At 59.1% G+C, this 20692-nt stretch carries 20 protein-coding genes; 5 read left to right on the top strand and 15 right to left on the bottom strand.

Translation table 11 applies throughout. The features are described from left to right. Window positions 1-23: 23 nt before the first annotated feature. The 7 genes from AB8B33_RS29030 to AB8B33_RS29000 all read right to left on the bottom strand — a co-directional run bounded on the left by AB8B33_RS29030 (window position 24) and on the right by AB8B33_RS29000 (window position 7699). Window positions 24-1124, bottom strand: coding sequence for a BMP family ABC transporter substrate-binding protein (locus AB8B33_RS29030; RefSeq protein ID WP_439018013.1), 1101 nt, complete (start codon window positions 1122-1124; stop codon window positions 24-26). Window positions 1125-1165: 41 nt separating this feature from the next. Then, window positions 1166-2086: an ABC transporter permease gene (locus AB8B33_RS29025; RefSeq protein ID WP_439018878.1), complete on the bottom strand. Its 921-nt coding sequence runs from the start codon at window positions 2084-2086 to the stop codon at window positions 1166-1168. Then, window positions 2086-3162 carry an ABC transporter permease gene (locus AB8B33_RS29020; RefSeq protein ID WP_439018012.1) on the bottom strand — a complete coding sequence of 359 codons (1077 nt, stop codon included), beginning with the start codon at window positions 3160-3162 and terminating at the stop codon, window positions 2086-2088. The genes AB8B33_RS29025 and AB8B33_RS29020 overlap by 1 nt, the downstream gene beginning before the upstream one ends. Further along, entirely contained in the window at window positions 3152-4699 is a 1548-nt protein-coding gene (locus tag AB8B33_RS29015; RefSeq protein ID WP_439018011.1) for an ABC transporter ATP-binding protein, read from the bottom strand. The genes AB8B33_RS29020 and AB8B33_RS29015 overlap by 11 nt, the downstream gene beginning before the upstream one ends. A 234-nt stretch (window positions 4700-4933) precedes the next feature. Further along, a complete protein-coding gene (locus AB8B33_RS29010; RefSeq protein WP_439018010.1) occupies window positions 4934-5632 on the bottom strand; it encodes a GntR family transcriptional regulator in 699 nt (232 codons plus the stop codon). Window positions 5633-5795: 163 nt separating this feature from the next. Then, the gene (locus AB8B33_RS29005) at window positions 5796-6542 is read right to left on the bottom strand and encodes a phosphoglycerate mutase family protein (RefSeq protein WP_113321710.1); all 747 of its coding nucleotides are present in this window, start codon (window positions 6540-6542) and stop codon (window positions 5796-5798) included. Between the two features lie 227 nt (window positions 6543-6769). Beyond that, on the bottom strand, window positions 6770-7699 hold the full coding sequence (locus tag AB8B33_RS29000) for an aldo/keto reductase (RefSeq protein WP_439018009.1): 930 nt from the start codon (window positions 7697-7699) through the stop codon (window positions 6770-6772). Between the two features lie 226 nt (window positions 7700-7925). On the opposite strand from AB8B33_RS29000, the gene AB8B33_RS28995 reads away from it, so the two are divergent. The 3 genes from AB8B33_RS28995 to AB8B33_RS28985 all read left to right on the top strand — a co-directional run bounded on the left by AB8B33_RS28995 (window position 7926) and on the right by AB8B33_RS28985 (window position 11257). Further along, window positions 7926-8984 (top strand): substrate-binding domain-containing protein, encoded by a 1059-nt coding sequence (locus AB8B33_RS28995; protein WP_439018008.1) that lies wholly within the window; start codon window positions 7926-7928, stop codon window positions 8982-8984. Window positions 8985-9193: 209 nt separating this feature from the next. Continuing rightward, the gene (locus AB8B33_RS28990; RefSeq protein WP_439018007.1) at window positions 9194-10123 is read left to right on the top strand and encodes a sugar phosphate isomerase/epimerase family protein; all 930 of its coding nucleotides are present in this window, start codon (window positions 9194-9196) and stop codon (window positions 10121-10123) included. A gap of 9 nt (window positions 10124-10132) precedes the next feature. Continuing rightward, complete coding sequence (locus AB8B33_RS28985; RefSeq protein ID WP_439018006.1) at window positions 10133-11257, top strand: Gfo/Idh/MocA family protein; 1125 nt, start codon at window positions 10133-10135, stop codon at window positions 11255-11257. Between the two features lie 75 nt (window positions 11258-11332). Here the strand turns inward: AB8B33_RS28985 and AB8B33_RS28980 are convergent, their stop codons facing one another. Next, window positions 11333-12205, bottom strand: a complete 873-nt coding sequence (locus tag AB8B33_RS28980; RefSeq protein ID WP_439018005.1) for an IclR family transcriptional regulator — start codon at window positions 12203-12205, stop codon at window positions 11333-11335. Between the two features lie 258 nt (window positions 12206-12463). Between AB8B33_RS28980 and AB8B33_RS28975 the strand changes: the two genes are divergently transcribed. Both AB8B33_RS28975 and AB8B33_RS28970 read left to right on the top strand, forming a co-directional pair. After that, complete coding sequence (locus AB8B33_RS28975; protein ID WP_113321691.1) at window positions 12464-12898, top strand: VOC family protein; 435 nt, start codon at window positions 12464-12466, stop codon at window positions 12896-12898. 3 nt (window positions 12899-12901) lie between these two features. Next, the gene (locus tag AB8B33_RS28970) at window positions 12902-13345 is read left to right on the top strand and encodes a VOC family protein (protein WP_113321690.1); all 444 of its coding nucleotides are present in this window, start codon (window positions 12902-12904) and stop codon (window positions 13343-13345) included. Between the two features lie 78 nt (window positions 13346-13423). Here the strand turns inward: AB8B33_RS28970 and AB8B33_RS28965 are convergent, their stop codons facing one another. The 7 genes from AB8B33_RS28965 to AB8B33_RS28935 form a co-directional block, all read right to left on the bottom strand. Continuing rightward, on the bottom strand, window positions 13424-14671 hold the full coding sequence (locus tag AB8B33_RS28965; RefSeq protein WP_113321689.1) for an ABC transporter substrate-binding protein: 1248 nt from the start codon (window positions 14669-14671) through the stop codon (window positions 13424-13426). Between the two features lie 39 nt (window positions 14672-14710). Then, on the bottom strand, window positions 14711-15814 hold the full coding sequence (locus AB8B33_RS28960; RefSeq protein WP_439018004.1) for an ABC transporter ATP-binding protein: 1104 nt from the start codon (window positions 15812-15814) through the stop codon (window positions 14711-14713). 4 nt (window positions 15815-15818) lie between these two features. Next, complete coding sequence (locus tag AB8B33_RS28955; RefSeq protein ID WP_439018003.1) at window positions 15819-16727, bottom strand: carbohydrate ABC transporter permease; 909 nt, start codon at window positions 16725-16727, stop codon at window positions 15819-15821. Continuing rightward, complete coding sequence (locus AB8B33_RS28950; protein WP_439018002.1) at window positions 16724-17599, bottom strand: carbohydrate ABC transporter permease; 876 nt, start codon at window positions 17597-17599, stop codon at window positions 16724-16726. The genes AB8B33_RS28955 and AB8B33_RS28950 overlap by 4 nt, the downstream gene beginning before the upstream one ends. A gap of 197 nt (window positions 17600-17796) precedes the next feature. Continuing rightward, window positions 17797-18027, bottom strand: coding sequence for a hypothetical protein (locus AB8B33_RS28945; RefSeq protein WP_439018001.1), 231 nt, complete (start codon window positions 18025-18027; stop codon window positions 17797-17799). Between the two features lie 233 nt (window positions 18028-18260). Continuing rightward, window positions 18261-18866, bottom strand: coding sequence for a flavin reductase family protein (locus tag AB8B33_RS28940; protein WP_439018000.1), 606 nt, complete (start codon window positions 18864-18866; stop codon window positions 18261-18263). A 478-nt stretch (window positions 18867-19344) separates the two neighbouring features. Beyond that, window positions 19345-20541 (bottom strand): MFS transporter, encoded by a 1197-nt coding sequence (locus tag AB8B33_RS28935; protein ID WP_439017999.1) that lies wholly within the window; start codon window positions 20539-20541, stop codon window positions 19345-19347. Between the last annotated feature and the right edge of the window lie 151 nt (window positions 20542-20692).

Below are 20692 nucleotides of genomic sequence, written 5' to 3'. Positions count from 1 at the left end.
GGCTATTCTCCAGCGATGGAGGATCAGTTCTGCGGCAGCGTACCTTGTACGCCGTCAATGAGCCATGTCATGCCCTTGATGTCATTCTCGGCCAGTTCTTGGCCGGCGGCGACCTTTGCCTTGCCGTTCTGGTCCTTGATCTCGCCTGCAAATACTTTCAGCTTGCCGGCGACGATGGCGTCCTCTGCCGCTTTCATTTCCTTGGCGACGGATTCCGGCAGGTCCGGGCTGCTCGTCGTCATCTTGACATAGCCGCCTTCGCCAAGGCCGAGCCAGGTGCTTTCCGGCTTCCAGTTGCCCTCCATCACCGCCTTGGCGGCGTTGATATGGGCCGAGCTCCAGTCGAGTTCGTAGGAGACGAGCTGCTTCTTCTTCACATAGCGCGAGAAGTCACCGGTATTGCCGATCGACCAGACGCCTTTCTCCTCCGCGGCAAGGCCCTGAACGGGCGTGTTGGGGCTGCCCGAGAGAACGTCAGCCCCTTGGGCAACGAGCGCTGCGACGGCATCCTTTTCCTTGGCCGGATCGACCCATGCATTGGCCCACACGACTTTGACCACAACGTCAGGGTTGACGCTGCGCGCACCAAGCAGGAAGGCATTGATGCTGTAGATGACCTGCGGCACGGGGAAGGCGCCGACCCAGCCGAGAATGTTGGACTTCGTCATGCGGCCTGCGGCAATGCCGGTGACATAGGCGCCTTCATATTCGCGCGCTTCGAAGACGCCGAGATTGGTACCCGCGGCAATGCCGGCGCAGCATTCGAAATGCGAGTTCGGCAGGGTCGGGGCGAGCTTCTTCAGCGAAGCATATTGCGAGAACGTGGTGCCGAAGATCAGCTTGTGGCCCTGGGACGAAAGCTGCCGGAAGAGCCGCTCGCAATCCTGGATCTGGGCGATGTTTTCAAGCGCGGTCACTTTTACCTTGCCCGGAAAGGCATTCTCCAGGGCATGCCATGCATTGGCCTGGAAATATTCCCAGCCGGTATCGGAGATCGGCCCCATATGGATGACGCCGACCTTCAGCACTTCATCGGCGGCAAGAAGCGGCCGGACACCGGTTGCGGCGAGCAGCGAGCCGGCGGCGGCCGTCTTCAGGAAATCACGTCTGGATTGGAATTTCATCTTCAGTTCCTCTCTGTTTTTGTTGGCATGTGGCGTGAGGTTCAGCCTCCGGCGACGAAGGGCTGCCCAAGGGAAGCGGGGACGTTGAGGCGCATCAGCGTCGCGTTGCGCGAGATCAGCACCAGCACCGCAATGGTCACGAGATAGGGGAGGGCGGACATCAGCTCCGATGGCAGCCCGATCCCGGCGCTCTGGGCAAAGAGCTGCGCAATGGTCGCGCCGCCGAAGAGATAGGCGCCGAGAAAGCAGCGGCCCGGCCGCCATGTGGCAAAGACCACCAATGCCACAGCGATCCAGCCGCGCCCGGCGATCAGCCCCTCGGTCCAGAGCGAGGTATAGACGATTGAGATATAGGCGCCCGCGACTCCTGCCATCGCACCGCCGAAGAGCGTGCAGAGATAGCGGATCAGTACGACAGGGTAGCCGATGGCATGGGCCGAGGAGGGCGATTCTCCGACGGCGCGAACGATGAGGCCGAAGCGGGTGCGATAGAGGAAGAACCAAACGCCGGCAAACAGCGCCCATGAAAGCCAGACCAGCGGGTGCAACTGGCCGAGCACGGCGCCGAGCAGCGGAATTCTGCCTGCGAAAGCCGAGAGCCTCGATGGCTCCATGACGATCGCCATGCCGACATAGCTCTTGCCGATGAAGGAACCGAAGCTGGTGCCGAAAATGGTCATCGCCAATCCGACGGCCACCTGATGCGCGCGGAAGCTGACGACCAGCACCGAGAACATCAGCGCCAAGAGCATGGACGCCAGCATGGCGGCGAGAACGGCGAGCCAGAGTTCGCCTGTCGCCTGCATGGTGATGAAAGCGATGACCGCACCGACCACCATCATGCCTTCGACACCCATATTGAGCACACCGGAGCGCTCTGTGACCAGTTCGCCAAGGGCGGCATAGACGAGCGGCGTACCGGCAATCAGCGTGGCAATGAGAATGGGAAGAAGCTGGCTCATCATGCCGTGACGCCCTTTCTGCCGGAGGTCCTGAAACGGATGCGGTGGTGGACGAGGACATCTGCCGTCAGCAGGAAGAAGAGCAGCGTGCTCTGCAGCAGACCGGTGATCGAGGAGGGCATGCCGAGCGACATCTGTGCGAGATCGCCACCGAGATAGAGCAGCGCCATCAAGAGCCCCGACAACAGGATGCCGAGCGGGTTCAGCCGGCCGAGATAAGCGACGATGATCGCCGTATACCCATAGCCGGGCGAGGCATTGGGAAAGATCTGCGCCAACGGCCCGGCGATCTCGCCGACACCGGCGATGCCGGCAACCGCACCACTGACCAGCATTCCGATCCATACCGCCCGCGTGACGCTGAAACCGGCGTAGCGCGCGGCTCCCGCTGACAGGCCGGTGACTTTCAGCTGGAAGCCGATGAAACTGCGTTTCATGAAGATCCAGCCAAGGACGACCGCGATTAGCGCGAAGACGGTGCTGGCATTCATGCGCGTGCCTTCTATGAGGATCGGGAAGAGGGCGGCCGGTGCGAGTGGCTCGGATTGCGGGAAATTGAAGCCGGCAGGGTCGCGCCATGTACCGAAGATCAGCCAGGTGAGCCAAAGGCCGGCGACATAGTTCAGCATCAGGCTTGTGAGGATTTCGGACGCATTGAAGCGGACACGCAGGAAGGCAGGGATCGCCGCCCAGAGCATGCCGCCGATGGCGCCTGACATCACCATGGCCGGCAGCACCCAGGCGCCACCATCAGGACCGAAATGCAGGGCGACGTAGCCGCCGAAGATCACGCCGACGGTCAGTTGTCCCTCGGGGCCGACATTCCAGATGCCGGCGCGGAAGCCGATGGCAAGACCGATGCCGATCAGCACAAGAGGGGCAGCCTTGATCAGCAGTTCGCCGAAACCATAGAGATCGCCGACCGGGGCGGTGAGAAAGGTAACGAGCGCACCTGATGGTTCCAGGCCAGCGGAGGCGAAAATGATCATCGCGACGATTGCCGTCAGAGCGAGCGAGACCGCCGGCGACAGGAACACCATCAACGCGGAGGGTTTCGGGCGCGGTTCAAAGCGCATCGGCCATCTCCCTCTCCATTTTGTTGCCGGACATGGCGAGGCCGATATCGTTGCGATCGGCCTCGGCGCGTGGCCGTGCTTCGGTCATCCGGCCTCCGGCAATCACGGCAATGCGGTCGGCAATCTCGAACAATTCATCCAGTTCTTCCGATATGATGACGATGGCGGCACCGCGTTCGCGCAGGTCGAGCAGAGCCTGACGGATAACGAGGGCCGCACCGACATCGACGCCCCAGGTCGGCTGTGAGACAATGAGCACGCCGGGCTCCTGCAGGATTTCGCGACCGATGATGAACTTCTGCAGGTTGCCGCCTGACAGGCTGCCGGCGGGCGCTGTCGGTCCCGGGCAGCGGACGTCAAAGGCTTTGATGCAGCGCTCGGCAAAGCCAAGAACGCGGTCGAAACGAATGAGGCCGGCCCTGACGGCGCTGCCGCTATTGGCGGTGAGAAGCACGTTCTCTGATAGCGGCAGCGAGGGAACGGAACCCTGCCTCAGACGGTCCTCGGGTACCGAGCAGAGGCCGAGCTTGCGCCGCCCCGCCGGATCGAGATGGCCGGCCGGCGCGCCGTCGATGGTAATGGCATCGTTTCTCGCCAGACGGGTTTCACCCGAGAGAGCCGCGAGCAGTTCCTGTTGCCCGTTGCCGGAAACCCCGGCAATGCCGAGGATTTCTCCACCCCGCACCGAAAGAGTGATGCTGGACAGCGCGGTGCCGAAAGGATCTGCTGTCGGCAGATCAAGGCCGTTGACGGCGAACCGGCTCTCACCGGCGACGCTATGCGAACGATGGCGGTACCCGGCAAGGTCTGAGCCGATCATCAGCCGCGCCATCGAGGCCGGGCTCTCCTGTGAAGGATCGCAGACGCCGGTGACACGCCCGCCACGCAGGATTGTCGCCTTGTGGCAGAGATCCCTGATCTCATTGAGCTTGTGGCTGATATAGAGAATGCTGCAGCCTTCGGCCGCGATCTGCCGGAGCGTCACGAAGAGCTTTTCGACTGCTTGCGGCGTCAGGACGGAGGTTGGTTCGTCGAGGATCAGGAGGCGCGGATCCTGCAAGAGCGCGCGGATGATCTCGACACGCTGCCGCTCCCCGACGGACATCGTGTAAATATGTCTGTCTGGCTCGACCGGCAGACCGTAGCGGGTCGCGACATCTGCAATTCTCGCGGACAAGGTCTCGATCTTCTGCTTGCCCGGTAGGGCAAGGGCGATGTTCTCGGCGACGGTCAGCGTATCGAAGAGCGCAAAGTGCTGAAACACCATGCCGATGCCGAGTTTCTGCGCATCGGCGGGCGAGGCGACGCTCACCTCCCTGCCATCCCACAGCATGTCGCCGGCATCAGGGCGAACCATGCCGTAGATGATTTTCATCAGCGTCGACTTGCCGGCACCATTCTCGCCGACGATCGCATGGATTTCACCGGGGTTGACGCTGAGGTCGATCCCATCATTAGCGATGACGCCCGGATAGGCTTTCCGGATGCCTCGCAACTCCAGACGGTATTCCGGCGATGATGACACGGTATGCGACATGAGCGAAATCCAGGCTACATGATACTGAGAATCAAGTATGCAATATGAATGCCAGAATGTATCGTAAATGGCGGCCCCAAGCCTATGAGGGGCTAAACACACGAATTCGTTGAGAGAAAAATGGCGATAGGCCGTCTTACCGGGAAGCGCGACTATAAATCCACAAAACGTGGAAAGCAGATCGCGTCTACATAATAGTCAGAATCTTGTATACGTGATTGAAAAACCGGCAGATCAGCCGGCTGCGCGCGTGGAAAATCGCGACAGGATGGACCCGATATCAGGTTCTGCTGCGAGACCGTCTTCGATCAGGGCGCGGCTTTCAACGGATGATAGGTGTTCGTCCATCAGATGCTCCGCCGCAGCCAAGTCGCCCTTTTTCAAAGCGTTGATGAGGCCGGAATGTTCGCTGATCGCGCATTCGCTCGAATGGGGCCGGCTATACATGGCAAGGATGAGCGAGCAGCGGGAGACGAGTTCGGAGAGATAGCGCTCGAGCAGAGCATTGCCTGACAATTCGGCAAGCTTCAGGTGGAATTCACCCGCAAGACGGGTCGACAGGCGCACATCTCCCTTGGCGTGAGCGGCCTCCTCTTCCTGCACATGTTCCCGCAACAGTTTTTCGATGGCGGGATTCCACCGCTTGATGACAGCTTTCATCATCTCGCGCTCAAGTGCACGGCGGATGGCAAAAGCATCACGCGCCTCATCAAGGCTCGGCTGGGCCACAGTGGCTGTGCGCTTGTGGTAGGTGTCGACCAGCCCCTGGGCCTGCAACTTAGCCAGCACCGTGCGGACCAGAGTGCGGCTCATCGAAAAATGCCGGCCGATCTCGTCTTCGGGAAGCTTGGTGCCGGCTTTCAGCGCCTGCTCGATGATGGCCTGCCGAAGTGTGCGATGGGCGATATCCACCCGGTCGGAATTGGATGACATGATTTCAAAGGCTCGGTTGGTTCTGCATACATTATAGCGCCATCAGGCATACAACAAGGCGATACTTGTGACGCGAATCCGTCGATGCCACGCTGAAATATTCTGGATCAGATGACAGAAAGTTACCCTCTTTTGAAGGCTTAAATCTCGCTGCCTATAGACTCTAGATATCGGTCTTCGGTGCGATCGTCAGCTCCGAACCGTAGGCGTCGCGCATTTCGGTCGCCTCGGATGGATCGCGGTCGTCGGCCTTGTGCAGAAGCATCGAGCGATAGCCTTCCACACGCGTGCCGTGGATCAAAGTCACATCGGCATTGCCTGGATTATCGGAGCGCTCGAACCATTCGACGCTGTGATGCAGGAAATTCATCTCGAAGGCACGGTTGGTGACACCGTGGCCGATGATGATCACGGTGTCGTTGCCGCTGCCGATGTCATGCATAACAGTTTGCAGAAACAGCCTCACCCGCTGGGCAACGTCCGCGCGGCTCTCCCCATCAGGCGGGCGGGCATAGAACTTGCCGCTACTGTTGCGAAGGCGCGCCCATTTCTCAAATTCTTCCGGAAATTTGCGCCGCTGCTCGGCCCGGTCGTAGATCTCGGTAAACAAGCCGAAATCCTGTTCCCGCAGCAGATAATCCTCATGCACATCGCCGATAGCGCCCGTAGGCGAGGCCTCGATGATCGCGTCTTTCGTCTGGCGCGTCCGCAGATATGGCGAATGCCAGATGGCCGCCTTTCTGGTAACACCAGGTAGCGCTGCCAGATAGGAAGCGATGCTGCGTCCCGCTTCCAGCGCCTGCCGGTAACCCCATTCCGTCAGCGGAACATTGTGATCGCCGAACTGCCGGTAGGCGCTCTCGCTGATGTTGCCGAGAGATTCGCCGTGTCGAACGAGAAAGATGTGCATGGCTGCCTGTATATGCTGAGGATGAGGCATCATGACGGGCGTGAGGGCGGTGTGCAATGGCCGCGAAGCGTTGGGCTACGTAGTCGCCCCCCAAAACGCCAGCCTAGAGTTTAAGCACTCGCACGATCGACCACGAGGAGATCTGCGGGGCGATGCTCGGCGTTACTCATTGACCGGATTGGGGAAAGGTTCCACCCAACTGACGGGCGACCGTCTCTTCGGGCAGGTTAGGGCACGGTATGTCCTGCAGCCCTGAACAGTCGATACCATTCCTCGCGGGTCAGTGAGACAGAAGAGCCGGCTGCTGCTTCGACGACACGCTCCGGCTTCGTGGTGCCGAGGACGACCTGGATCTTTGCCGGATGACGGGTGATCCAGGCGACGGCAATACCCGTCGGGGTCACGCCATAGGCCTTCGCGAGTTCGTCGATGGCGTCGTTCAGATCGGCGAAATTTTCACGATCATCGAGGAAGACACCGTCGAAGAAGCCCTTCTGGAACGGCGACCAGGCCTGCAGCATCATGCCGTTGATGCGGGAATAGTCGAGCAGACCGTTGTCGCGATCGATCGACTGGTCAAGCCCGGCCATATTGGCGGCAACGCCGGATGCAATCAGCGGCGCATGAGTGATACTGAGCTGTACCTGGTTGACGATGAGCGGCTGCTTGACCGCGGTCTTGAGCAGTTCGACCTGGCCAGGTGTATGGTTGGAAACGCCGAAATGGCGGACCTTGCCGGCAGATTTGAGCGTGTCGAAGGCTGCTGCGACTTCCTCGGGTTCGACAAGTGCGTCAGGGCGATGCAGCAGAAGCACGTCCAAGTAGTCAGTCTTCAGCGCTGCGAGTGACTGATCCACCGAGGCCAGAATATGCTCGGCGGAGAAATCGAAAAATCCCTTGCGAATGCCGACCTTGCTCTGGATGACAAGCTTCTCGCGTTCGGCGGCGGTGAGGGAAATCGCCTCGCCGAAACGAGCCTCGCAGCGATGCGGAGCACCGCCATAAATGTCCGCATGGTCGATAAAGGTCACGCCGGCATCGCGTGCGCCGCCGACCAGCTGCTGGATCTCGCCATTGCTCATATTGGCGATCCGCATCATTCCGAGGACGATGCTCGACACGTCGAGGTCGGTCTGCGGAAGCCTATAGAATTTCATGCTGAATACCTCAGAGGTTGCGAAATAACTAAATGGTTATCCGCTTATTACGGGAACGCCGGCCGCGTGGCTAGCCGGATCTGTTGCTGTCAACGACCGATGGCGTCGGGAATTTGCAGATGTCGGCTTCGGATTCCGCCGCTCCCTTTGGACGAAGCTCCCATGATAGGCTAGAGATCGCCGTGTTCCAGCAAGGACATCGGCTGTCAAATTGGAGGAAATCTGCGTGGCGGATCAAGCAAAACTGGCGGCATCCCGCCGGGCTGCACAGCGGGTGACATTGCGCACTGTGGCGAAGTCGCTCGGCCTTTCCGTCACGACCGTCAGCCGCGCCTTGAAGGATGGCCCCGAGGTCAACCGGGAGACGATCGACCTCGTCAAGAAAGCCGCGTCCGATCTCGGTTACCGACCGAACCTCGGCGGCATCAATCTGAGAACGGGCAAGACACATGCCGTCGGCGTCATCATGCCGTTCCATCGGGAGGGCGAGATGAATATCGTGGTAGCCTCACTGATCGAGGGCTTCTGCGGCGCAATGAAACAACATGGCTACCGCACGACGGTCGCCCCGCAGTTTCAGGCTGACGACCCACTGACAACCGTCCGGGATCTTGTGGAGGAGGGGACCGTCGATGGACTCATCCTTACTCATACGAGGCCTCAGGACGATCGGGTGAAATATCTGCTGGAAGTCGGCATGCCCTTCGTCACCTTCGGCCGCACCGAGCTGCTCAGCAAACATCCGAGCATCGATATCGACCACGAGGAGATCGGCGCGGCTGCGGCGGCGCGACTGCTCGATGCCGGACACAAGGCGCCGCTGCTGGTCGCGCCCTCCAGCCAGTTCACCTACAGCCTGCAATTCATCAAGGGCTGGACAGCTGAATTCAACCGCAGGAACCTGACTGTTCCTGACGAGCGGATGTTCTTCACCGCAACCACGCCTGATAGCGGCAAGAAGATTGCCGTGGATGCGCTTGCCAAATATCCCCAGGTCACCAGCGCCTTCGTGGCAAGCGACGAGGCAGCCCTCGGCTTCGTTTCCGCTCTGGCCGATCTTGGGCGAAAGGTCGGCGAGGATTTTTCCATCCTGACCTATTCCGGCAGCCGTCTCCACGATTTCTACAATCCGCCGCTCAGTACCTACTATTTTCCGAATTTCATCATCGGACAGCGTTTGAGCGACCTCCTCTACAGGTCGATGCAGGGCGAGCCGGCATCCGGCCTGATCGAGATCGTCCGCGCCAGTTTTGTCGAACGCCGCAGTGAATTCAGCCTGCGCTAAAAATCCCTCAGAAATCTTGCGTAGGTCAAGTCGTTCGTAACGTTACGAATTCATCTTTCCCTACCGCAATACGGGACAAATTCCATCGGGGAGGACGTTGACAGGGTGGCTGTTACCATGCATTCGTAACGTTACGAATTAACTTTTAGAGCGGGTTGGAGCGCTCCAAAGGGAAGATAAAGACGCTGCGATAATGATGGGAGGACGGCGTGGGTGCTCAAGCACTTTTTTTCGGTTCGCCAATTTGGACGTTCAACTGGAATCCGCCTTATGCGGCGCCTCTGCGCCGGCTGGCGGCCACCGGTTGCAAAGGTTTCGAGCTGACTGCATGGTCAGTCGACATGCTAGGTTATTACACCGACGAGACGATCCGCGAGCTCAAGTCGATCGCTGACGGTGAAGGGCTGACGCTGACCAACTTCTTCTACAATCTGCCATTTTCGCGTGATGATAACGCACCGGTCTCTCGCGTAGACCTGGATGCCTATAAACGCGGCGTCGAGATGGCTACAAAGATCGGCACGCCGATCATGACAAGCATGACGCCTTATCCTTTCCAATCGGATATCAGGCCGATCCTGCAGCGGCCGACGGCCCAGGAATGGTCGGCTGTCGTGAAGCCCGAATGGGATTGGGCGGAGGAATATGAGGTCGTCGTCGAAGGTTTCGCGGCGGCCTGCGCCATTGCCGCTGATGCCGGGCTGCGTGTCGCGATCGAACCGCATCCCTATCGCTGGGTCAGCTCAGGTCAGGGAATGCTGCGGTTGATCGAGCGCACGGGCGCTCCCAACCTGGGGCTCAATTTCGATCCAAGTCATCTCTTTCCTGCCGGCGACATGCCACATTACGTGGTGCTGTCGCTCGGAGACCGGATCTACAACACGCATTTCTCCGACAATGAAGGGCACACCAATGCCCACTGGCGCCCCGGCCGCGGCAAGATCGACTGGAAGGCGATTTTCGCAGCCTTGCGAACGATCGGCTATTCCGGGCCGATCACCCTGGAGCTCGAGGATGCACCGGGCGCATCGCACTGGACCCATTTCCGGGAAGCCACGCCGGAATTCGATTCCGAAATGAAACGCGGCATCCGCTACCTGCGCGACTGCGCTGCAGAACTCGACATCATCATCGCCTGAGGAACAAAAATGAGCGGGAACAGCGCCATGAAAGTCGGCATCGTCGGTGCCGGGAATATCAGCGCCACCTATGTCGCGACGCTGCATATGTTCGATTTCATTCGCGTGAAGTCGATCTACGATCTCTACCAAGAGCCCGCGCGCAAGCTTGCCGAGCAGTTTGGCGTCCAGTCGGTGTCGCTCGATTCAATGCTCGCCGACCCCGAAATCGGCCTCATCATCAACTTGACCACGCCGACCGCTCACTATTCGATCAGCAAGAAGGCGCTGCTTGCCGGCAAACACGTCTACTCCGAAAAGCCGCTCGGGGTTTCCATGGAAGAGGCCGAGGAACTGATGGCCCTTGCCCGCGCTGGCGATCTGCGGCTCGGCTGCGCGCCCGATACTTTCCTCGGCGGCGGTCATCAGCTGACGCGGCGTCTCTACGATGAAGGCCGCATCGGCACGGCGATTTCCGCAACCGCTATGCTGCTTCTGCCAGGTCACGAGCATTGGCATCCCAATCCGGCCTTCTTCTACGGTCGCGGCGGCGGGCCGATGCTCGACGTCGGCCCCTATTACGTCACCAATCTGATTGCTCTTCTCGGGCCGGTTCGCGAAGTCTTCGGCGCTGCCAAGGTCACCCGCATAGAGCGGATTGTGAAGACGCAGCCACGTTTCGGCGAGACGATCAAGGTGCTGACGCCGACGCATCTTACCGGCGTCATGGAGTTCCATAGCGGTGCGACGGTGACGATCGCCACGAGCTTTGACGTTATCAAACACAAGCACAACCAGATCGAAATCTACGGTTCCAAGGGCTCGATGGTAACGCCGGACCCGAACAACTTCACGGGCAAGGTCGAGATCTTCACCGAGGGAAATGAGGCCTGGGAGGAGGTGGCGGTCGACCATCCCTATGTCGAAGGCGTTCCCGGTCATCTCGGCCTGAGAGGACTGGGTGCTGCCGAGATGGTGGATTCACTGCGTTCCGGCAGGCCGCATCGCGTCTCGTCGGAACTCGCTTTTCATGCGCTCGAGGTGATGACCGCCTTTGAACGGTCTGCCCAGTCGAAGCGCGCGGTTGCCATCCGCAGCAGCTGCGGCCGCCCAGATCCGATCCCGAAGCATTTGAAGGAAGGCAAATTCACGTAGGGCTCCTCCCGGCCGGTCGGGCGATGCGCGAATGCACCGTCCGCCGAGGGGAAGAGGCCTTAGGCCGCCAGACGTCTATCGCTGTTTCGGCTTTGCCACCGTCTTCTGAGCTGAGTGTTTTGGTGCAGGCTTCTCTGTGGCGAGCCCCGCCGCTGGCGCCGTGGGCGTTGCGGATCGGATATCGTTGGTGATCGATTGAGCTGCGGCTATTACCGCCTGCTTGATGTCTGCTACGCGCTTTTCGTCGACGCCTGTGACGAAAGGAACGCTGACAGCTGCAATGACGGTGTCTTGATGATCCCTGACCGGCGCTGCGATTGCGTGAACGCCGGACATCTGCTCGCCCATGTCCCGCGCCCAATTCTGCTTGCGGATCTGCGCAAGCTCTTCAAGCATCTGCTTGGGATCGGTAATCGTCTGGTTGGTGAAGCGCTCGAGCTTGGTCAGGCGCCGCTCGATGTCCTCCTGCAGTGAAAAGGCAAGCAGGATCTTGCCGGCGGCACCTGCATGAAACGGCAGGCGCTGGCCGGCCGTCGCCGATAGCGCATATTGGCCATGCCCCTGCGCCGAGGCGACAACCAGAATATTGTCGCCCGATGGTAGCGTCAGCTTGCTGCCTTCACCCAGAAGCTCGGAGATCTTGTTGAGATGTGGCTGCGCGATCGCCAGCAGGTCGTAACTCGCAACGGTCGGCGCGACATGGGCCGCAAGTGTCAGGAGGCGGCGGCCGAGCGTATAGCTTCCCGCTGGCGAGCGATGCACGAAATCGTAGGCGCTCAGCGTGTTGAGCATCCGGTAGACGGTGGTGCGTGACAGCCGTACCGCTTTGACCACGTCGCGGATCGTCGCGCCTTCCGGCGTTCGTTCCAGAAGCGCGAACACCTCCACCATCTGCTCGATGACGGGGATACGATATTTCTGCGCGGCGTCTTCACTAATGTCGGTCATTGAAAATCCTGCCAGGCCCATCAGGCAATGCTTCGCCTTCCATAAGCAATGCGTGGAGTTCACGCAATCGCGGCTCCTTTCGATTGACTCCGGCACACGAATGCCGATAAATTCTTACATGAACTTATATCAGTTCAAATAAGAAACGTCACGTCGATTTATTCCGCACGTGGCGTTCCGAAAAGATGCCGGATCGGGAGGTTCGGCGAGTGGCTGCGCCAGTACGCGCGGTGAAACCGAAAGACGGAGGAGGATGCAATGAAGAGTGTGAAATCGATCGGACACGTGGCCGTCAGTGTGAAGAACATCGACAGCTCGCTCGACTTCTATGTCAACAAGCTCGGCTTCGACGAAATGTTCCGACTGGAGCGCGACGGCCGCCTGTGGATCGTTTATCTCAGGATCACCGACACGCAGTTCATCGAGCTGTTTCCGGAAGGTGTCGGCGACAGCGCGCCGCCTTTTGCCAATGTCGGCTATAACCATCTTTGCCTCGAAGTCGAGAATATCGACGAGGCGATCGCTGATATCACCAGCCGCGGCGTTGTCCTGACGGCTGAAAAGAAGCTCGGCGTCGACAACAACTATCAGGCCTGGATCGCCGACCCTGAAGGCAACCGCATCGAACTGATGCAGCTTGGCACAGATGCGATGCAGACGGCAGCCGTTCGCCGCATCAATGGACGGGCCTGAGCCATGGATCTTTTCAATCATCTCGGCCATATCGCATTGCGCGTCAACGACCTCGACAAGTCGCTGGCCTTTTATCAGAAGCTCGGCTTTCGCGAGATGACGCGCCTGCTCAACGATCAGGGCGAGGCATGGATCGTCTATCTGCGCATCAACGATGATCAATACCTCGAGCTTTTCCCGAAGGGCGTGAAGAGGCCGGAATCCGGCCCTGACGTCATCGGCATCTTCCATATCTGCCTCACCGTCGAAGATATCGACAAGACGTTCGAAGAGCTTGCGAAAGTTGGCATCCAGCCCAGCAAGCCAAGGCCGACCAAGATCGGCATCGACGGTAATCGCGGCGCTTGGATCGAGGATCCCGATGGCACGCAGATCGAGGTCATGGAGATGGCGCCGGATTGCATTCAGCTGCAGGCCATCAAAAGACTGCATAAAGAATCAGTCTGAACCGACTGTTTCTGCGGTAGTGGCAAATAACGAGAGAGAACCCGGCAGTCACCTGCCGGGTTCTTTCGTTGCGAGAAGTCAGAAGATCTGGTCGTAGGCGTCCTGCATCGCCTGCACGAACTCGTCATCCGTCCGCTTCGGATCGCTCCAATATTTGTCGGCTTCCTGCCAGATGGTGCGATACCAGTCAGCATCTGCCATATTGAAGGGGTTGGAAACCTGCTTCGTCGGATCCTTCAGCGTCTCCAGAACGAGCTTGTTGCAGGCATCAAGGTTCGTCGTATCGGCATCGGTACGAACAGGGCTTGCACCCTTCTTCAAGACGAACTCGGCATTGAGCTTCGGATCGACATCGAGCTTGGCGAAGTCTTCCTGGGCTTTTGCGGTGTCAGCATTGTTGGTGTTGAGGAAGCCCCAGGAATCGACGGTAACGACGACAGCCTTGGTTCCCGGGATGTTGATGCAGTCGAAATCCTCGCCGAGCTTCTTCTGCGCGGCCATGAACTCGCCCTTCATCCAGTCGCCGTGGATCTGCAGCAGGGCCTTGCCGGTAATAACGAGATTGGTCGTGTCGTTCCACTGGCGGTTCGGGGAACCTGGATCGGTGTGGTCGGCGATCTGGCGGAAGCGTTTCAGCGCCGCCCGCATTTCCGGCGTATCGATCACCGTACGGTCGGGCTTTTCACCATAGAACCGATTGTAGATGTCAGGACCTTCTTCCGAGGCGATCAGGGCCTGCAGCAGATAGGCCTTTTGGAACTGATCGCCGCCCTGGGCGATCGGGATATAGCCGGCGGCCTTGACCTTGTCGAAGGCTGCGAAGAGGTCGTCGAGCGACTTCCAGGACTTCGGGTCGACGCCTGCGGCTTCGGCGACATGTTTGTTGTAGTAAACCATCCCGTCGATATGCACCGTTGCCGGCGCCTTCATGATCTCGCCGTCGACAGTAATGTTCTTGAGAACCGAGGGCGGGAAGTTCTTCGTGGCGCCGATGCTGTCGAACAGCTTGGTGAGCGGAACGCCGAGGCCCTGCTTGTTCAGATCCCTATAGATGCCGGGATCGGAATTCATGAAGATCGCAGGCGGATTGCCGCCGGTGATCATGTTCATCAGGCTGACGTTGGCGCCGGAATCATGGGCGATTGACAGATCTTTCCACTGGTGACCGTCTTTTGCCCAGGCATCGCGGAGAACGCCGAGTGCGGCAATCTCGGATGGCTTGGACCAGGTGTGATAGACGACGACTTCATCTGCCCAGGCGTTCGCGGCAAGTGTGGTCGCGGCAAGCAGGAGCGATAGTCTCTTCAGCGATTTCCATTTCGTCATGCAACATTCCTCCCTTTGTAATCTCATCACATTTTCTGATCACAGGCGCTGGCCGGTCGGCGCGTCGAAGACGTTGATTTTGGTCAGCGGTAGATAAACGGGCAGGGCCGGCTGGCCGCGATAGCGGTTGGCATCGCGCCCATCGATGCGCACGGCGATGCTCTTTCCCGACATGGTCAGGAAGGCGAAAGCGTCAGGCCCGGATTTCTCGAAATATTCGACCGGGCAGTCGAAGCGGACGGTATTGCCGGCATCATGGCGCTCCTCGACCAGAAGCTCCTCCGCGCGGAAGCCGATCTTGACGGGCTTGCCTTCCGCAGCCTTCGTCTTCCACTTGTAGTCGCCGAGGTTGATACGGATACCGTCCTTTTCATCCACGGCAACGAAGTCGCTGCCGTCACGCCTGACGGTGCAGTCGAGCACGTTCATGGCCGGAGAGCCGACGAAATCGGCGACGAAAAGATTGGCCGGCTCGTTGTAGATTTCATCGGGCGTGCCGAATTGCTGGATTACGCCCTTGTTCATCACGGCGATCTTGGTCGCCATGGTCATCGCCTCGACCTGGTCGTGAGTCACGTAGACGACGGTATTCTTGAGCTGGTTATGGAGCTTCTTGATCTCCATGCGCATCTCGTTACGCAGCTTGGCATCGAGGTTGGAAAGCGGCTCATCGAACAGGCAGACGCCATATTGCTTGACCAGCGCCCGGCCGATCGCAACGCGCTGGCGCTGGCCGCCGGAAAGCTGCGATGGTTTGCGGTCGAGCAGGTGCTCGATCTGGAGCAGCTTTGCTGCCCAGGCGATCCGCTGGCTCGCCTCGTCGCGCGAAATACCGCGGGAAGACAGTCCGAAATTCATGTTTCCGCGCACGGTCTTGGTGGGGTAGAGCGCATAGGACTGGAAGACCATCGCAAGGCCTCGATCCTTGGGATCGAGATAGCTGACATCCCGTTCGTCGATGAGGATTTCTCCATCGTCGATTTCGAGCAGGCCGGCCAGAAGATTGAGAAGCGTTGTCTTGCCACAGCCGGACGGTCCGAGCAGCACCAGAAACTCGCCATCACCGATGCTGAGGTTCAGGTTCTCGATGACTGTCAGCGCACCGAACTTCTTGACGATATTGTTGAATGCGATGGAAGGCATGCCTCTATCCCTTGATGGCGCCGGCAGTGATGCCCTGCACGAAAAATCTGCCGAGAACGAAGTAAATGAGCAGCGGCGGCAACGCGGTGAGCAGAGCCGAGGCCATGTCGACGGCATAATTCTTGGCGCCGGTCGTCGTGACCGTGATGTTATTGAGCACGACCGTCATCGGCTGCGTGTCCTGCGCGCCGAAGGTCAGGCCGACCAGAAAGTCGTTCCATATGCCCGTGATCATCAGGATCAGCACGACGATCATGATATTGCCCGACATCGGCAGGACGATCTCGAAGAAGATCCGCCAGAAGGAGCCGGAATCGATCATTGCCGCGGCGATGATCTGCGGCGGCATTCCCTTGAAATAATTGCGAAAGATCAATGTGAGGAAAGGCATCGACAAGACGCTGTGAATGACCGCGATGCCGAATGTCGTGCCGTAGATATGCAGTGAGCCGGTGATCTTGATCAGCGGATACATGATGATCTGAAACGGCACGAAGGCGCAGATGAAAAGCACGAAAAGAAAGGCGTTTGCCCATTTGACGTTCCAGAGCGCCAGCCCATAGCCGGTGACGATCGAGAGCGAGATCGTCAGCACCAGACTGGGGGCAAGGATATAAAGCGAGTTGACGAAGCCGACGCGCACGCCGTTGCAGTTCATGCCGGAACAGGCCTGCATCCACGCATAGGACCAGGCATCGACCGTCCAGGGCGAGGGTAGCGAGAAAATCTGTCCCTCGCGGATCTGCTCCATCGTCTTGAAGGATGTGACGACGACCACATAGAGTGGAACCGCGAAGAAGGCGGATGCCATCAGCAGGAAGACGAAGATCACCACCCGGCTTGGCCGGATCAGCGGGCGCCGGCGCACTTTCGTCGCGCGGCCGGGTTGCGATGTAGCTGAAATCGCCGTCATGCGTCCCTCCTTTGCCGGATAGCGGTGATGATGACGAGCGGCAGGAACAGAACGAGCGTCGTCAAAAGCATGACGGTGGCACCCGCCGAGGCGAAGCCGAGATTTTGCTTCTGCCAATAAGCATCGATAACGAAATAGGCCGGCATGACCGATGCCCCGCCCGGTCCGCCATTGGTCATGGCGACGATGATGTCATAGGCCTTCACAACGCCGATGCAGAGCAGGATGATGCAGGTCAGGAAGGTGAGTTTCATCATGGGAATGATGACCTCGATGTATAGTCGCCAGAAGGGCACGCCATCGAGGCGCGCGGCCTGCCAGATCTCGGTATTGATCGACTTCAGGCCAGCCAACATGAGCGCCATGAAGAAGCCTGTCGATTGCCAGACCGCCGCCAGAATGACCCCGAACATGACGGTGTCCTGGCTCGCAAGCCAATTGAAGGAGGCGCTCTCCCAGCCCATCGAGTGCAGAACATTTTCGACGCCAAGGCCCGGATTGAAGAGCCAGCGCCAGACGAGGCCGGTGACGATCAGCGAGACCGCAAGCGGATAGAGAAAAACCGTGCGGAAGATGCCTTCGCCATGCACCTCCTTGTCGATCAAGGCTGCGAGAATAAAGCCCATCACGATCGACAGCAGACTGCCGATGGCAAAGATGACGAGGTTCTGAAGCGACAGGGTCCAGGACGGATCGTGAAACAGCCGCCAATACTGCTTCCAGCCGACCAGTTCATAGTCGGGAAAGCGTCTAGATGCCGTGAAGGAGAGATAGACGGTCCAGCCTATCGCCCCAATGAAAAAGACAAGCGTCAACAGCGCAGCAGGCGCAACGGCCAGATGCGGAATGACGCGGCTCCATCGGATTCCCATGAGCCTCCTCCTCCTCCTCAGGTTGACAGCGCTCCGCTCCTCCAGACCGCTGCTATCCTGTTTCTATATGAACTATATGCAGTTCATAACGGATCAACTATAGGAATCAAAAAATTGCGATGTCAAATAACAATTGGCTGCGCCCTTCGGTATTGTTCGCGCTGAAGTTGGAAAGGTGAGGGCTCTCGGACCACCGATCAATCGAAGAACATCTGCTCGTCTTCCGCGAGATACTGTCTTGCCCGTTCGGGCACGAGGTCGACGCCCATGCCCGGCCGTTCGATCACATCGACAAAGCCATCCTTGACGATCGCCTGCGGCAGCCCTTCGACGATGTCGTACCACCAGTCCGGATCGCCGGTCGTATATTCGAAGGCGATGAAGTTACGAGGGAGGGTGGCGCAGACCCGGATGAGCACCGAGGCCAAGCGGCACCTGGAACGAATTCATCTTCGCGCTCTGATTTGCGACGCATTCCTCGGTCAAGACCCTGCCGATCGGGGTTGCCGAATTCTCGACCGAGTTCGACACCGATTGGGGAGCGGTTATGGCCGCCTCCATGGTGATGACGGTGCCGATCGCTCTCCTGTTCCTCTTCTTCCAGAACCTTTTCGTCGGCGGGCTGACGGCAGGAGCGACCAAGGGCTAATTGGCCTTCTGCTCAGAGTGAGGATTGCGCGCGCTCGACAGGTTCGGCTTCAACCGAAAGCGCTTCGCCAATCGCATAGAAATGGCCACCCGCGACGTGGTGCAGGCTGCGCCATTCAGGGCCGGCCGTTTCAAAGTGCCAGTGTCCATCGCGGAACACACGATCGTCTGCCCATGCCGCCGTTACTTCACCGATGAACAGGTCGTAGGCATGCTGGATATGAGGCTCATTGATCAGGTTGCAGGCGAGCCAGGCCGAGCAGCCTTCCACGAAGGGCAGGTCCTGTCCCGGCACGTCGAAAATAGAAACCCCCGACTTCTGCAGCTTGTCCGGCTCCTCAAACAGGCTGCGGTTCCCGACCTCGCGCGTCAGCGACAGCTGGGCAACCGTTGGCACCTGTATGAGGAAACGCCCGCTCGCCTCGATCAGCGTGCGCGTTTGGGCTATCTTGTCGATGACGACGGTGAGCTTCGGCGGATCGATGTCGAGCCCGCAGCACCATGCGGCAGCCATGACATTGTCGATGCCGTCGTGGCGCGCGGAAACCAGGATCGTTGGCCCGTGGTTGATCAGGCGAAAGGCCTTCTTGAGTTCAACAGCCTTCATATGCTCGTTCATTTGAAGCCCACGGTGGTGAAGTCGCAGTCCCGGGTATTTCTCCGCGCCTTAAGACGAAGTGAGGCGCTGCGAAATTGCGTGATTTCCTGATGACGCTTGGAGAATCTGATCGCAGTGCATCATAGCCGGTTTGCAAGGGTAGGGGATCAGGCTCCCTCGTACAATTATGCCACGAACACCTCAGCCGGAGGTGCAGCGGAGGCGGGGAGGATGACATTCCGACTTTGCGAGATCAGGACATTCTAACTTTGCGGTGGAGAAGCTGTCGGCCAAAAGACGTCTAGCGATCTGCTCCGGTGACCAGTAAGTCTCCAGTTTCTTAATGACCAATGCGATGCAAATGCGGATGGCGCCGAAGCTTTCTCAAACGCCGTCACCGTTCCCTGGCGATGCCATCGGCAACGATCGAGAAATAGGAGGCGAGGGAGCCTAGGGCTCTGGGAAGAGGAAGAGAAATCCAATGATTCCAGCCTCAAAACTAGCGCCGGCGTCTATCGAGAAATAGCAGCCAAGCGATCCCGAGAAGACCAGAGAGGGCACTGACCACCGCAGTGCCGGAATAGCTGGTGATGGCTGTACCAGCGGCAAAGAGAAGGGCGCTCAGTCCGGCGCTGAGGAAGATGTTGACGGAAATCAGTGCGCTGCCGAGACCGGGCCGCTCGGCAATCAGATCCTGCAGATAGGTGATGGGAATAGAGATCAGCGACGCCGCGCCGATGCCACTGATCAAGGTGAGGGCATAGACATGCCAGGGCTCATGGGCAAAAGCCAGTAGCAGCAGGTAGACGGCATAGATCAATGCACCGGCTGCAAGGGCTGCGAGTTGGCTGATGCGGCGCAGCAGGCGCGACCAGACGATGATGAAGACCACCTCGAGGAGAGCGACGATCCCGACCAGAATTCCGATATCGGCGACAGTGCCGCGGGCGGCGCCGGTTACGACGAGGGGGAAAATGGCGTCGTTCACATGCAATGTGCTGCTGATCAGCGCGATGGCCGCGATCCGGCTGAAGATTTTCGGGGAAATCACCTGGCCGAGTGCGGCGAGATAGGAGAGATGGTGGGTGGCAGCGCGATCCGTGCCGCTCTGTCGGGGCAATAGGAAGCCGACGAGCCCCACACAGACCAGGCAGGAAATAGCGGCGAAGAGATAGGCTGGCAGCATGGTCGAAGAGGAGGAGAGCAAAACCCCCGTGAGCCCAGGAACCAGGACCCAGGAAAGCGAGATCATCGCCCGAACGCCAGAATTGACTGTCGCCACGTCAGCCGGCGCCATTCCATGGGCTGCGGCCCGGACATTGGCAAAGAGCAACGAGTTCAGGCAGCCATAGACCGGCAGTAGCAGAAGCGCGCTGAGGACAAATATGTCCTGCGTCGGGAAGAAGAAGACCGCGCCATAACCGACAACGCCGAAGGTCGCCGCAACAAGCATCATCGTACGATATTCACCGAGCCGGTCGGCAAGATTGCCAAGCAGAATGCTGACGATCACGTTGACCGCCGCTGCGGCGAAGATCAGCGCCGCATAGAGTTCATTCGACAGGCCGAGCTCGCGGATGCCGACCACGGACCGATAGGGGGTCGTCGTCGCTCCGGCAAATTCGAACGTGAAGATGGCGATCATGCTCACCCGGATTGCAGGATTACGGAAAACGTCGGGTATCAAGCGGTTCATTATCGTCGCCAGCTGGCTTTGAGGCGCTCCTTGTGCGGAGGGGGAACCGCGTCCGCACAAGGATCGTCATGATCAATCTCGGTCGCGCCTGAGGGTGGGAAGGCGCGCATGCGGCGTGTAGCCGAAATCCTGATTCAAGGGAAAGACAAAG

Origin of the sequence: Rhizobium sp. 768_B6_N1_8 (assembly GCF_051811225.1) — a bacterium.
Lineage (GTDB): Bacteria > Pseudomonadota > Alphaproteobacteria > Rhizobiales > Rhizobiaceae > Rhizobium.
The sequence above is the reverse complement of the archived record's forward strand: the minus strand, read 5'-3'. Positions and strand labels throughout refer to the sequence as shown.